The sequence below is a fragment of the Bacillus sp. AK124 genome (assembly GCF_053903085.1).
Map to the genome: position 1 here is coordinate 69037 of NZ_CP096378.1, position 13274 is coordinate 82310.

The 13274-nt window shown below is 47.6% G+C and carries 11 protein-coding genes; 1 reads left to right on the forward strand and 10 read right to left on the reverse strand.

What is annotated here, in order from left to right; genetic code table 11:
* Window positions 1-25 precede the first annotated feature (25 nt).
* From adhE to M1E06_RS00430, 8 genes are all read right to left on the reverse strand, one after another.
* Entirely contained in the window at window positions 26-2629 is a 2604-nt protein-coding gene (gene adhE / locus M1E06_RS00395) for a bifunctional acetaldehyde-CoA/alcohol dehydrogenase (protein ID WP_025810518.1), read from the reverse strand.
* A gap of 274 nt (window positions 2630-2903) precedes the next feature.
* Window positions 2904-4307 carry a decarboxylating NADP(+)-dependent phosphogluconate dehydrogenase gene (gene gnd, locus M1E06_RS00400; RefSeq protein WP_023856843.1) on the reverse strand — a complete coding sequence of 468 codons (1404 nt, stop codon included), beginning with the start codon at window positions 4305-4307 and terminating at the stop codon, window positions 2904-2906.
* A 30-nt stretch (window positions 4308-4337) separates the two neighbouring features.
* Complete coding sequence (locus M1E06_RS00405; protein WP_023856844.1) at window positions 4338-5684, reverse strand: GntP family permease; 1347 nt, start codon at window positions 5682-5684, stop codon at window positions 4338-4340.
* A 21-nt stretch (window positions 5685-5705) separates the two neighbouring features.
* On the reverse strand, window positions 5706-7247 hold the full coding sequence (gene gntK, locus M1E06_RS00410) for a gluconokinase (RefSeq protein ID WP_023856845.1): 1542 nt from the start codon (window positions 7245-7247) through the stop codon (window positions 5706-5708).
* On the reverse strand, window positions 7240-7971 hold the full coding sequence (locus tag M1E06_RS00415) for a GntR family transcriptional regulator (protein ID WP_020453585.1): 732 nt from the start codon (window positions 7969-7971) through the stop codon (window positions 7240-7242). The genes gntK and M1E06_RS00415 overlap by 8 nt, the downstream gene beginning before the upstream one ends.
* 185 nt (window positions 7972-8156) lie before the next feature.
* Window positions 8157-8591 (reverse strand): EVE domain-containing protein, encoded by a 435-nt coding sequence (locus tag M1E06_RS00420; RefSeq protein ID WP_020453584.1) that lies wholly within the window; start codon window positions 8589-8591, stop codon window positions 8157-8159.
* Window positions 8585-8977: a rhodanese-like domain-containing protein gene (locus tag M1E06_RS00425; protein ID WP_020453583.1), complete on the reverse strand. Its 393-nt coding sequence runs from the start codon at window positions 8975-8977 to the stop codon at window positions 8585-8587. The genes M1E06_RS00420 and M1E06_RS00425 overlap by 7 nt, the downstream gene beginning before the upstream one ends.
* Window positions 8978-8989: 12 nt before the next feature.
* The gene (locus M1E06_RS00430; RefSeq protein WP_228119609.1) at window positions 8990-9361 is read right to left on the reverse strand and encodes a MarR family winged helix-turn-helix transcriptional regulator; all 372 of its coding nucleotides are present in this window, start codon (window positions 9359-9361) and stop codon (window positions 8990-8992) included.
* Between the two features lie 206 nt (window positions 9362-9567).
* Between M1E06_RS00430 and M1E06_RS00435 the strand changes: the two genes are divergently transcribed.
* A complete protein-coding gene (locus M1E06_RS00435; RefSeq protein WP_023856846.1) occupies window positions 9568-10740 on the forward strand; it encodes an ROK family transcriptional regulator in 1173 nt (390 codons plus the stop codon).
* 35 nt (window positions 10741-10775) lie between these two features.
* Here the strand turns inward: M1E06_RS00435 and galT are convergent, their stop codons facing one another.
* Window positions 10776-12263: a UDP-glucose--hexose-1-phosphate uridylyltransferase gene (gene galT / locus M1E06_RS00440; RefSeq protein WP_065643477.1), complete on the reverse strand. Its 1488-nt coding sequence runs from the start codon at window positions 12261-12263 to the stop codon at window positions 10776-10778.
* Window positions 12260-13261 (reverse strand): UDP-glucose 4-epimerase GalE, encoded by a 1002-nt coding sequence (gene galE / locus M1E06_RS00445; RefSeq protein WP_123032416.1) that lies wholly within the window; start codon window positions 13259-13261, stop codon window positions 12260-12262. The genes galT and galE overlap by 4 nt, the downstream gene beginning before the upstream one ends.
* Window positions 13262-13274 lie beyond the last annotated feature (13 nt).

Here is a 13274-nt window from a genome sequence, read left to right on the forward strand (position 1 = left end):
GCCGTCGGAATGACGGCTTCTTTGGCTAAACTCCTTTATATGCGGAACGGTAAATCTCAGCAAGCTCCGAAACGAGCGGCAGCTTCGGATTGGCTGTCGTACACTGATCTTCAAAGGCGCGTTCGGCCATGAGATCCACTTTGCTTTCGAATACGGCAGCATCCACGCCGTTTTGTTTAATGCTCATCGGAATTTTAAGCTCTTTGGCGAGCGAGATAATCTCCTGGATCAGGCTTTCAACGCCTTCTGCAGTTGTTTTTGCAGGCAGGCCGAGCGTTCTGGCAATCTCCGCGTAGCGCTGATCGGCTATGAAGTGGCTGTATTTAGGAAATGCCGTGAACTTTTTCGGCTTTTCTGCATTATAGCGGATCACGTGCGGCAGAAGGATGGCGTTTGCCCGTCCATGAGCGATGTGAAACTCCGCGCCAAGCTTATGGGCTAAGCTGTGGTTGATGCCAAGGAAGGCATTGGAAAACGCCATTCCGGCAATCGTTGATGCATTATGCACTTTTTCGCGGGCCAGCTCGTCGCTGCCGTTTTTGTATGCTCTAGGCAGGTATTCGAAGATCAGCTGGATGGCCTTCATGGCCAAGCCGTCTGTATAGTCGTTAGCCATGCACGATACGTATGATTCAATTGCGTGTGTTAATACGTCCATTCCTGTGTCAGCCGTAATATGTTTCGGCACTGTCATGACAAATTGCGGGTCAATGATCGCGACGTCCGGCGTTAATTCATAATCGGCTAGCGGATACTTCGTATTCGTTTCTTTGTCTGTAATGACAGAGAATGAAGTGACTTCAGAGCCTGTGCCTGATGTCGTCGGGATCGCGACGAATTTTGCTTTTTCGCCTAGTTTCGGGTATTTGACAATGCGCTTGCGGATGTCCAGGAATTTTTGCTTTAATCCAAAGAATTCAGCATCTGGGTGCTCATAGAACAACCACATTCCTTTTGCGGCATCCATTGCAGAACCTCCGCCGAGGGCGATGATGACATCCGGCTGGAATTTGGCCATCATGTCGACGCCGTTCATCACCGTTTCGATTGAAGGATCAGGCTCGACATCAGAAAAAATTTCACAATGAACGTAATCCGGGCGCCTTCTTAAGTAGTGTAGGACGCGGTCTACATATCCGAGTTTCACCATCCCCGGATCAGTCACAATCAACGCTTTTGAGATGTCAGGCATTTTCGCTAAATATTGGGTTGCGTGTTTTTCAAAATAGATTTTTGGAGGAACTTTAAACCACTGCATATTGACATTCCTTTTCGCCACTTTTTTCGTGTTGATTAAATGAACAGCTCCAACGTTTGACGAGACGGAGTTTCCGCCATATGTGCCGCATCCGAGTGTTAAAGAAGGCATATAGGCGTTGTAAATGTCGCCGATCGCCCCTTGTGACGACGGTGCATTGACGATGATCCGCCCGGCTTTCATCCGTAATCCGAATTCTTTAACGGCTTCTTGATCGTTCGTATGAATTACCGCCGAGTGGCCGGTTCCACCGAACGCGAGCATGTCTTCGGCGCGTTTTAATCCCTCTTGAATTCCGCTGACTTTGTAGCACGCTAAAACAGGGCTCAGTTTTTCCCTGGACAGCGGGTAATCCGGACCTACGCCTTCTAATTCGGCGATGAGGATTTTTGTATCTTGAGGCACTTTGACACCGGCCATTTCAGCGATTTTGAATGCCGGCATGCCGACGATATCAGCGTTTACCGCGCAAGTATTTTCATTGATGACCAATTTCTCGACCTTTGATTTTTCGGTTTCATTTAAGAAATAGCAGTTGTTTCTTGTCATTTCGACTTTGACGTCTGAGTAGATGTCTTTGTCTATGATGACGGCCTGCTCTGATGCGCAAATCATGCCGTTGTCAAATGTTTTGGATAAGATCAGATCATTGACGGCTTGCTTCAGGTTGGCAGACTTCTCGATGTAGCACGGAACGTTTCCAGGTCCGACGCCAAGGGCCGGTTTTCCGGAGCTGTACGCTGATTTCACCATGCCGGCGCCCCCTGTTGCGAGAATCAGGGAAACGTTCGGATGGGTCATTAAGGCTTGAGTGGCATTCAGCGAAGGCGTTTCAATCCATTGGATACAGTTGTCGGGTGCTCCTGCTTTGACGGCTGCGTCCCGAAGGATTCTCGCCGCTTCGCGGCTGCATTTTTGGGCCGATGGATGGAAAGCAAACACGATAGGGTTTCTTGTTTTGATCGCTATCAGGGACTTGAACATTGTAGTGGAAGTAGGGTTGGTCACCGGCGTCACCCCGGCGATGACACCGACAGGCTCCGCGATTTCAATGACTCCGTCGTGTTCGTTTTCATTGATGATGCCCACTGTTTTATCGTATTTGATATGATGGTAGACATACTCTGTGGCAAACATGTTTTTAATGATTTTATCTTCATAAACGCCGCGCTTCGTTTCTTCGACGGCAAGTTTGGCGAGAGGCATGTGCTGATCAAGGCCGGCAAGCGCCATCTGTTTGACGATCTCATCAATCTGCTCCTGATCAAAGCTGCGGAATTCTTCCAATGCCTTTAGGCCTTTTTCGACTAGCTGATCAACCATGGTTGAGGCATTTTGCTTTTGTTTCATTTCCTTTTCTTCGATTGCCATTGTAAACCCTCCAGTGAATGAATAGGAATTTGATTACAACAGGATGTTCAGGGATGAATGATGCGGACATTATTTGTGAAACATTTCACAAGTGGAGTTAAAAAATTTTATCCCTGAAGCGGATATCTGGTTTATTTTGGTATCAGTCCTCCTTTTCTGTGGCTGAATTTATCATATCACGAATTTGAAGTATGAGTTTGTGAAATGTTGAACAAAGTATGAAATTCATTCTTGAGTAAAATAAGAATGCACCCCGAGGTCCGGGGTGCAGCTTTTAATACCAGTCCGTATGAAACACGCCTTCCATATCCGTCCGCTCATACGTGTGAGCGCCGAAATAATCGCGCTGCGCCTGCAGCAGGTTTGCGTTTGAGCGGCCCGTCCGGTAGCCGTCGTAATAGGAGAGGGCGGTGCTCAGGCACGGGAATGAGATGCCTGAGCTGATGCCTTCGCAGACGACCTTTCGCAAGCCGGACTGGTATTCTTTTAGTTTTTCAGCGAAGTCAGGTGCGACCAGCAGGTTGGACAGGTCCGGCTGTTTGTCGAAAGCTTCGCTGATGAGATTTAAAAATTGTGCGCGGATGATGCAGCCGCCGCGGAAGATGAGGGCGATGTCCTTTAACGGCAGGTGCCATCCGTTCAGATCAGACGTCATTTTATATTGAGCGAAGCCTTGGGCATAGGCGCAGACTTTCCCCATGTATAACGCCTGTCTGACGCGGTCGATCCACACGTTCTGATCCAGGGACCGTTCTTCTGTTTCTGGCCCGGCCAATACGTTTTCGGCAGCTGTCCTTTCGTCTTTTAATGATGACAGGTAACGGGCAAACAGGGATTCCGTGATAATTGATGATGGAATGCCGTTGTCGATGGCCTGCAGGCTCGTCCATTTGCCCGTGCCTTTTTGGCCGGTTTTGTCGAGGATGACGTCGATGAGCGGAGCGCCCGTTCGATCATCCTTTTTCCTCAGGATCTCTGCCGTGATTTCGATTAAATAGCTTTTCAGCTCTCCTTGATTCCACGTGTCGAAAATGTCAGCGATTTCATCTATCGGCAAAAGAAGCTTTTCTCTTAAAAATGTATACGCTTCAGCGATAAGCTGCATGTCTGCGTATTCGATGCCGTTGTGCACCATTTTGACAAAATGCCCCGCGCCTTTTGGACCGATGTAGACACAGCATGGATCTCCTTCTACTTGGGCGGCGATTTTTGTGAGAATCGGAGCTGCTTTTTCGTAGACGTCCCGATCTCCGCCGGGCATAATGGATGGGCCTTTTAAAGCGCCGACTTCGCCGCCGGAAATGCCGATTCCCAAGTAGCCGATACCTTTCGCTTTCAAACTGTCATATCTTCGTTCCGTATCTTCGTAGTGGGAGTTGCCGCCGTCCATGATGACATCCCCTTCTTCAAGCAGAGGAACGAGCGAGTCGATAACAGAATCAACCGGTTTGCCTGCTGTGACCATAAGAAAGATTTTTCTCGGTTTTTCTAAAGACTGTACGAAATCTTCAAGTTCATAGTACGGCTTGACTGTTTGGCCTCCCGTTTTTTGGACGAGTTGATCGGTTAAATCCCTTGTGTAGTTATAGACGGCGACTTGTTCGCCTTTGCTTGCCATGTTCAGGGCGATATTGCTCCCCATGACTCCCAAACCTATGACACCGATTGTATTGCGCATGTAATACCTGCTCCTTCATTTAAGACTTTTTTATACAAATAGGCTTAACAATAAAGTAAATCCTAATCCGGCCACCGCGATAATGGTTTCAAGCAGTGTCCAGGTGGCAAATGTCTCTTTCATGCTTAGTCCGAAATACTCTTTGAACATCCAGAAGCCTGCGTCATTGACATGGGAAGCGATTACACTTCCGGCCCCTGTTGCAAGCACAACCAGCGCAAGATTGACATCGCTTTGTCCGAGCATCGGAAGAACGAGTCCGGTTGTGCTTAATGCAGCAACTGTCGCGGATCCTAAGGAGATGCGCAGAATTGCGGCGATGACCCAGGCGAGCAAGATCGGCGACATGGCTGTTCCTTTGAATAACTCAGCTACATAGTCGCCTACTCCGCCATTGATCAAGACTTGTTTGAAGGCGCCGCCGCCCCCGATGATCAAGAGCATCATTCCGATTTGTGTAATGGCGGTTGAACAGGAATCCATCACTTGTTTGATCGGGATCTTTCTGGCGATCCCCATCGTATAGATCGCGACCAACAGGGAGATGACCATCGAAGTCGAGGCATTCCCGATTAAGCGAACAGCTGCCAGCAGGCTGTTGTCTGCAAGACCCATCGTTTCTTGAATAAGCGTAATAACAGTCGAAATAGACATGATAATGACCGGAAGCATAGCTGTGAAGACGCTGATGCCGAAGCCGGGCGTCTCTTCAAGCTTGAACGTTTTCTGCTCACCGAGTGAAGCGATGCTGCCCATTTTCTCAAATGATTGCGGGACGATTTTTTTCGCCAGTTTCGTAAATAAAGGTCCGGCCAAAAGAACGGTTGGAATTGCAACAATGATACCGTAGAGCAGCACTTCCCCGATATTGGCGCCGAGCTCTCCCGCGATAGCCGTCGGTCCCGGATGCGGGGGCAGGAAGCCGTGTGTGACGGATAAGGCCGCCGTCATTGGAATTCCAAGGTATAAAATAGATATCTTCAATTCTCTTGAAATGGCGAATACAATTGGAATCAATAATACCAATCCGACTTCGAAGAATAATGCAACCCCGATGATAAAGGAGGCGATGACGACCGCCCATTGGATGTTTTTCTCTCCGAATTTGTTGACGAGGGTCATCGCAATGCGCTGAGCGCCCCCTGAATCCGCGATCAGCCTGCCCAGCATGGCGCCGAGCCCGAAGATCAATGCGATATGGCCGAGCGTTCCGCCAAGGCCTTCTTCAATCGTTTTGACGATGTCGTCAAGCGGCATTCCAAGCGCCAATGCAACCCCGAACGATACGATAATCAAGGAAACAAACGTATTCAGTTTTAACCCCATAATCAAAAGCAATAATGCGACAATCCCGATTGCTACGATCAGTAATGGCATGATAACGCCTCCAATTCTCCCCTATTTTTTGCTGGATAAGCTTCTTTGATAATTTGCAATTTGTGTATATTCGTTTTCAAGTGCTCGAGATAAGTTGATAAAAAGCGGCATTAATTTTCTGTATTCTTTGGCCGATTCTTCTTTCGGCGCGTGTCTGTGCGTGCTTCCGATCATGTCGGAGACGACATCGAATGAATCGATTTTTCCCGTCGCGTACAGCCCCAAAATGCAGGCGCCGAGACAAGAGCTTTCATAGCTTTCCGGCACGACGACTTCCGATTCGAAAATATCGGCCATCATTTGCCTCCATACGTCAGACCTTGCGAAACCTCCGGTCGCCTGAATTCGGGCAACTGGACCGTCCATGCATTCTGTCAACGCCAGGAAGACGGTGTACAGATTGTAAATAACCCCTTCCAATGCCGCGCGAATCATGTGTTCTTTTTTATGCGACATGGTGAGGCCGAAGAATGAACCGCGCACATCCGGATTCCAGAGCGGCGCCCGTTCGCCTGCGAGGTATGGATGGAACAGCAGTCCGTCGGCACCCGGCCTGACGCGTTCGGCAATTTTGGTCAAGACATCGTACGGATCAATGCCGAGACGTTTTGCCGTTTCGATTTCTGATGATGCAAATTCATCTCTGATCCAGCGAAGGACGATCCCGCCGTTGTTGACTGGCCCGCCGATGACCCAATGATTCTCAGTTAAGGCATAGCAAAAGATTCTGCCTTTTTCATCGGTTTGCGGTTTATCGATAATCGTGCGAATCGCACCGCTTGTCCCAATAGTGACGGCGATTTCGCCTTTTTTAATCGCGTTGACGCCGAGGTTGGAAAGCACGCCGTCGCTGGCACCGATGACAAATGGCGTTTGCGGATCAATTCCCATCATCGCCGCCAGTTCCGGATTGCAGTGATGGAAAATGGCTGTTGTCGGAACGAGCTTTGATAGGTGGTCAGGTGTGATGCCTGCAATGGCAAGTGCTTCTTCATCCCAGGCCAATGTTTTGAGATTCATCATTCCCATCGCCGAAGCTAAGGAGTAATCGACGACATATTGATCAAATAACTTTTTAAAAATATATTCCTTGATTCCGATATATTTTTTTGCTTTGGCAGCGATTTCAGGATGCTCGTTTACAATCCATGTGATTTTGCTTAGCGGCGCCATCGGATGAATCGGCGTTCCCGTCCGTTTATAGACATTGTGCCCGTTCATTTCTTCTTTGATTTTATGAGCCCAGCCTTCGCTTCTGTTGTCTGCCCAAGTGATGCAGGAGGTGAGCGGCTTGTCGTTTTCGTCCATCGCAATCACGCTGTGCATCGCGCTGCTGAATGAAATGAATGACGGCTGTTTGTCAGGATGCTGCTGCATGATTTTCGCCGTTGACTGGATGACGGCCTGAAAAATCTCATCCGGGTTTTGCTCAGCGGTCGAGATGTCCGGTGTGTAAAGCGCGTAGCCGATGCTTTCCTTTTGGATCACGTCCCCTTTTTCACTGAATAAAACCGCTTTCGTGCTTGTCGTACCGATATCTATGCCTAACATATAACTAGTCATTTTCTTGTTCGGCCCCTTTCGCCAGCATTTGTTGCGACAGCCACAGATCTTCAACTTTACCTTGCACGTCATCGAAATTTTGATGTAGGGATTTAAGCATCAGATCCCTGTCTTTCGTTTTGATCGCTTTGATATAAAGTTCATGGTTATCGAGAATTCGTTCAAAGTCTTCGTATTTTTCTTTTAAGCGGGCCCGCATGGATAAAAGAATAAAGCTTTCCATCACAGGTTTGAGATTGTTCCATATCATCAAAATGTAAGAATGATTGATGGAGCGGACAATCGTTTCGTGAAATAAGACGTCTTGAAATGAGAACTCGTCGGCATCTTTGTATTTGATGGAGACTTTCATCATCTCCAATATTTTGCTGAGGTCTGTTACCAGTTCGTCGACATTTGCCCGTCCAAGCCGTTCAAATACGAATGTTTCCATCACCAGACGCACATCATAAATTTCTCCAATTTCTTTTTCGGTTAAACCGATGACAACGGCGCCCATCCGTTCCAAACGGATGATTTTTTCCGATGCCAGTATTTTTAAAGCCTCGCGGATGGGAGACCGGCTCACCGAGAATTCCGCAGCCAATTTATTTTCAGATAAAATGGTACCGCTTTCAATCAAGCCGGAAATAATGCGCATTCTCAGCTCGCATGCGACGCGAACACCTGTTGAAGCTCTTGAAAGCCACTTCTCCGGATATAAAAGATTTTTAGATTGGCTCATACACTCACCTTCCTAGTTATACGAGTATACTTGTATACAAGTATGATAACGCGATTATTTTGATTATGCAAACACTTTCATTTCAAATTTTCCGAAAAATTTTTTCCATTTATAAAACGATTGTTTTGCCAATGCGCTCGAAATACTCCACTAAAGCAAAAAAATATAAAGGGAGCAGCTGCCCTTTATATTTTGACCATTTGTTTAACGATGAGTTTGAAGTCATGTTCGCTAATTTCTATGTGCCCAAATCGAAAGGAATAACCCCAGTGCCGTTTGTTTTTGATGAAAGAGAGGTTGGGAATGAATGGGTGGATCGGCGTTTCCCGGCATTTTAAAAAGTTGATCTTCCTTCTGTAAGGTGAGAATCCTTCTCCCGCATGAACCTTGTAAACTCTGTTATCACTCACTTCCCCTACAGCTGTAAACTTTTGATAGGGCGCATCATCTTTGAGATTTTGTTTTGGCGAGTAATAAATGATCCAATCATCGGGATTCATTCTTTTTAAAGGCGCCTCTTTTCCGTGGCAAAGTTGAGCAAAGCCTCCGGATACACCCTTCAAGACGTGATCGCGCGAAGCTACGCCGATCCAATACCTTCTTTTCATTCCATTCAGCATCCGCAAGCATCCTTGTCAGTATCCCCTTCGGTGCATGCTGACACAGGAAAATTCATTTCTCTCCATGCCGCGATCCCTCCGGTCAGCTCTTTCACTTGATAGCCTTTTTCTAATAAAAATTTAGCTGCTTTAGCTGCCGTATTGCACCAGACATCCCAGCAGTACACAATGATTTCTTTATCTTTTGGAATATCCTCTAATCGATGAGGGAGATCGTGTTCAGGTATCGCTTGAGCACCTTTTATCGTCAAACTCCTGACTTCGCTTGGCCCGTTTCTTACATCTATTAAAAAATATTTTTCAGGGTGATTCTTTGAAGATTTAAAATAATCCATTGGGCTAATGGTGGCTTCTAAACGTGCATTAAAAAAATCGAGTGAATTCATAGGGTATGCCTCCTAGTTTTTATACTTTTTCCATACTTTTAAAAGCAAATCTTTAAATAATTTTTTTTCATTGTCAGTCAGAGGGGATAAAACCTCATATTCTGTCTGTACTAAAACCTGTTTGCATGATGACAGTACATCGCTGCCTTTTTCAGTAAGGATTAGGCTGTATGCCCTGCGATCACTTGCGTTTTTTGTCCTTTCCACAAAGCCTGAAGCTTCTAAATGGTCAACATGGCTCACCATTGTCGTACGGTCGATCTGCAGTTGTTCAGAAATCAGTTTTTGAGAAGAAAAAGGGTTTTCTTCAATAAATACAAGTACTCCGAATTGCCTGGCATTCAAGCTATACGGAGCGAGAACATCAGCAAATTGATCCTCCATTTGCTGAAGAACCTTTCCTAGCAAAAATCCGTAAAATTGACTTAACTGTTTCAAAAATCATCACCACCTAAAATAATCACCAAACAATATAGTCAGTATAACTGATTATATTTTCGAACGCAAGCCTTCTTGTTTTCGTTTGTTAATTTAATTAATTAACCGTGGTACAATAAAACCTACGATATGGTGTAAATGGAGGATTTCACATGCAGCGTGGTACATTTCAATTAATGAAATCGGTGAACAAATCGATCATTCTTAATAAAATCAGAACTTCAGAGCCGATTTCGAGAGCCGAGATCGCCAAGGAAACAAAGATTACCCCTCCCACGGTCTCAAGCATTGTCAAAGAGCTGATCGAACAAGGGCTCGTGAAAGAAAGCACGCTCGGCCATTCGAGCGGCGGAAGGAAGCCGACAATGCTGCACATCAACACAGGTGCCTATTATGTCATTGGCATTGATGCCGGGCCTGAGACGGTGGAGTGCATCTTAACCGATTTAGCCGGAGGGATACTGCAGCGGACATCCAGCCTGCTGAAAAAACCGCTGACAAACGAGACGTTCATTGATGTTTTAAAAGAAAATGTTTATGCGATTTTGGGACGGGCCGATGTCAATCAGGAAAAGATCATCGGGATCGGCATCGCAATGCACGGGGTCGTCGATGCTGAAACGGGAATGTCACGCATCGCCCCGATTTTAAACCTAACCAATATTCCCATTAAAGATGTGCTGGAACAAGAATTCAACTTAACGGTCAGAGTTGAAAACGATGCCAGGGCGATGGCGCTTGGCGAATCGTGGTTCGGCGGCCGCGATGATGCAGGCAGTATGGCGGCCGTAAACGTCGGCCACGGTGTCGGTGCGGGGATTGTCATCAACGGAAAACTGTACCATGGAGCGGAAGGAATCGCAGGGGAACTGGGCCATATGATCATTGATATTAATGGAGAAAAGTGCGAGTGCGGCAACCGGGGCTGCCTGCAGACGATTGTGAGCGGCAAAGCGATTGCCGAGCGGGGAAACAAACGGTTAAAAGAAAGTCCGGACAGCCTGACAGCCAAAGATTTGTTTGAAATGGCCGAGAACGGCTGCCAAACGTGTATCGAACTCTTTCGGGAAACCGGTGTGATGATCGGAATCGGGCTGACCAACTTCATTCATCTTGTCAATCCGGGCAAAATCGTGCTGGGCGGCGGAGTGATGAAAGGCGGGAGGTTCATATTGCCGGCGATACGAGAAACGATACAGCAGAAAGCCTTAACAGCCGAAGCGAGGCAGACAGAGGTGACGATAACGAAGCTCGGCGATGAAGCGACGCTTTACGGAGCCGTTTCATTGCTGTTGGCGGAGCTGTTTGATCCGGTGTTAAAATAAGCCTTTTTTTCGCCTGTTTTAACACCGGTGAAGCCTTACCCCTGACGATTGACCGTGTGGATGAAGCGCATGAAAGCTTCGCGGTTTTTGAATACCCCGGCATCCTCAAGGGCTTTAACAAATTTCCGGCCAAGTTCTTTTCGTACAATTGATTCAGCATGCTTCGGCCCGGACAGCTCTCCGTATTCGGTTTTGAGCTGTTCGGCCCATTCCCGGTGATGCGCTTCAACGGCATCTGACTGACCGAGCAGGAATTCTTGGACACCTGCCAGTTCGGTCTTTAAGCGGGGAGGAAGAACGGCCAGGCCCATCACTTCGATTAAGCCGATATTTTCTTTCTTAATATGGTGAACGTCAGCATGCGGGTGGAATATGCCGTATGGATGCTCGGCAGATGTCCGGTTGTTTCTGAGCACAAGGTCGATTTCAAAAACACCGCTCATGTTTCTTGCAATAGGCGTAATCGTGTTATGAGGCGTTTCATCAGTAAAAGCCGTAATATCCGCTTGTTGATCCGAGTAGTTTTTCCAAGTCTGAAAAATATGATCCGCCGCATCGACAAGGCTGTTGATCGCCGTTCCTTTCAAGCGGATGACAGACATCGGCCATTTTAAAACAGAGGCTTCGATGTCCGGATGCTGTTTGATTTGAAAGGAGAACGCGTCTTCTGCGCGCGTCATCGCAAACTCATATCGTCCGGCTTGATAATGGTCATGGCTTAAAATAGACCCGCCGACGATCGGCAAATCGGCATTCGATCCGATAAAATAATGCGGAAACAGCTCTGTAAAAACAAGCAGCCTGTGAAAGGCAAGCTTATCAATTTTCATCGGCCGATGCTGCTCAGAAAATAAAATGCTGTGCTCGTTATAGTAAGCATATGGAGAATATTGAAAATACCAGTTTTCTCCGGCGAGCGGGACTTTAATAATCCTGTGGTTCGCCCGGGCGGGATACCCGATTCGTCCTGCATACCCTTCGTTTTCTTTGCACAGCAGGCACGTCGGATAGCTGCGTGCTCGTTTTGCAGCGGCGCGCTCCCGTTTGATTTGCTCAGGGTCTTTTTCCGGCTTTGACAAATTGATCGTAATATCCATTGTGCCGTAAGGTGTATCCGCCTGATACGAAATATTTCTTTCAATTCGTTTTGTCTGGATATAGTTGCTGTTTTTGCTGAGCTGATAAAAATAGGCGGTCGCCTCCAGCGGCGATTGCTCGTATTTTTGCTGAAACACGGCATTGATGACAGAAGGTCTTGCAACAAAGCAATTCATCACATTTGCCGCCAGCATGTCTTTCGCGTCTGCGTCGTCGGTTATGACGCCGTGTTCAATTGCATAAGCGGCGAGTCTTTCCAAAAGGTCGGGGATGGAGTCGCCGGAAGCCGCAGGGGCTTCTTCGGGAAACGAGTCCAGACCCAGCAGGTTCATCACTTGGTTGCGTGCGTAGTTCACGTCATCCGGTTCGATTAACCCTGTTTCAAGCGCTTTTTGAATGAGTCCGGCTATGTCTTGTTCAATCATGTTGACACTTCCTTCCTGTACCCGTTTGGATGTGATGAATGCCACTTCCAGGCGTCTTCAATGATCTTTGCTACAGAAGTGCGCGAAGGCCTCCAGCCTAGGACCTGCTTTGCTTTGTCAGAGCCGGCAATCAGGATGCTCGGGTCACCGGCTCTGCGCTTGCCGATCTCGGCGGGAATGTCTTTGCCGGTGACCTTTCTCGCCGCATCAATCATTTCTTTCACCGAAAATCCTTCGCTGCTGCCGAGGTTGAATATATCGCTTTTGCCGCCTTCTCTTAAATAGTCCAAAGCCGACAGATGAGCGTCAATCAGGTCTTCGACATGAACATAGTCGCGGATGCACGTGCCGTCGGGCGTATCATAGTCATCCCCAAAAATCGTAATATGCGGTCTTTGTCCGAGAGCGGTTTGCAGGATGATGGGGACCAGGTGTGTTTCCGGATGATGGTCTTCTCCGATCTCTCCCGTTTCCCTTGCTCCTGCGACATTAAAGTACCTGAGAGACACAAAGCTGACTCCATGGGCTTCTTCAGTCCGCTTCATGAGCTTCTCCATGATCAGTTTCGTTTCCCCGTAGGTGCTTGTCGGCCGCGTCGGCATGACTTCTGTGATCGGCACCGATTCAGGCTCTCCGTAGACAGCCGCCGTCGAGGAGAATACGATTTTTTTCACATCGTGCTCAAGCATCGTCTGAAGCAAAACCTGTGTCCCGGATACATTGTTGTCGTAGTATTTAAGCGGATCTTTCATTGATTCGCCGACAAGTGAACTGGCGGCGAAGTGGATCACTTCTTCAATACGTTCCTTTTCGAAAACAGTGCGGAGGAAGTCGCGATCGCGCACATCCCCTTCATAAAAGACTGCCTCAGGATGTACGGCCTGTCTTTGGCCGGTCTCAAGGTTGTCAACGACAACGACGGTTTCGCCCCTGTCCAATAATTGATACACGGCGTGTGAACCGATATAGCCGGCACCGCCCAAAACCAACACACTCATATCCAATTCCCCT

Bases quoted from the DNA above. Each gene is read 5' to 3' on its own strand.
- galE (WP_123032416.1), bottom strand. From the start codon at position 13,261: ATGAGTGTGTTGGTTTTGGGCGGTGCCGGCTATATCGGTTCACACGCC.
- adhE (WP_025810518.1), bottom strand. From the start codon at position 2,629: ATGGCAATCGAAGAAAAGGAAATGAAACAAAAGCAAAATGCCTCAACC.
- galT (WP_065643477.1), bottom strand. From the start codon at position 12,263: ATGATTGAACAAGACATAGCCGGACTCATTCAAAAAGCGCTTGAAACA.
- M1E06_RS00435 (WP_023856846.1), top strand. From the start codon at position 9,568: ATGCAGCGTGGTACATTTCAATTAATGAAATCGGTGAACAAATCGATC.
- gnd (WP_023856843.1), bottom strand. From the start codon at position 4,307: ATGCGCAATACAATCGGTGTCATAGGTTTGGGAGTCATGGGGAGCAAT.
- M1E06_RS00405 (WP_023856844.1), bottom strand. From the start codon at position 5,684: ATGCCATTACTGATCGTAGCAATCGGGATTGTCGCATTATTGCTTTTG.
- gntK (WP_023856845.1), bottom strand. From the start codon at position 7,247: ATGACTAGTTATATGTTAGGCATAGATATCGGTACGACAAGCACGAAA.
- M1E06_RS00420 (WP_020453584.1), bottom strand. From the start codon at position 8,591: ATGCTGAATGGAATGAAAAGAAGGTATTGGATCGGCGTAGCTTCGCGC.
- M1E06_RS00430 (WP_228119609.1), bottom strand. From the start codon at position 9,361: ATGGAGGATCAATTTGCTGATGTTCTCGCTCCGTATAGCTTGAATGCC.
- M1E06_RS00415 (WP_020453585.1), bottom strand. From the start codon at position 7,971: ATGAGCCAATCTAAAAATCTTTTATATCCGGAGAAGTGGCTTTCAAGA.
- M1E06_RS00425 (WP_020453583.1), bottom strand. From the start codon at position 8,977: ATGAATTCACTCGATTTTTTTAATGCACGTTTAGAAGCCACCATTAGC.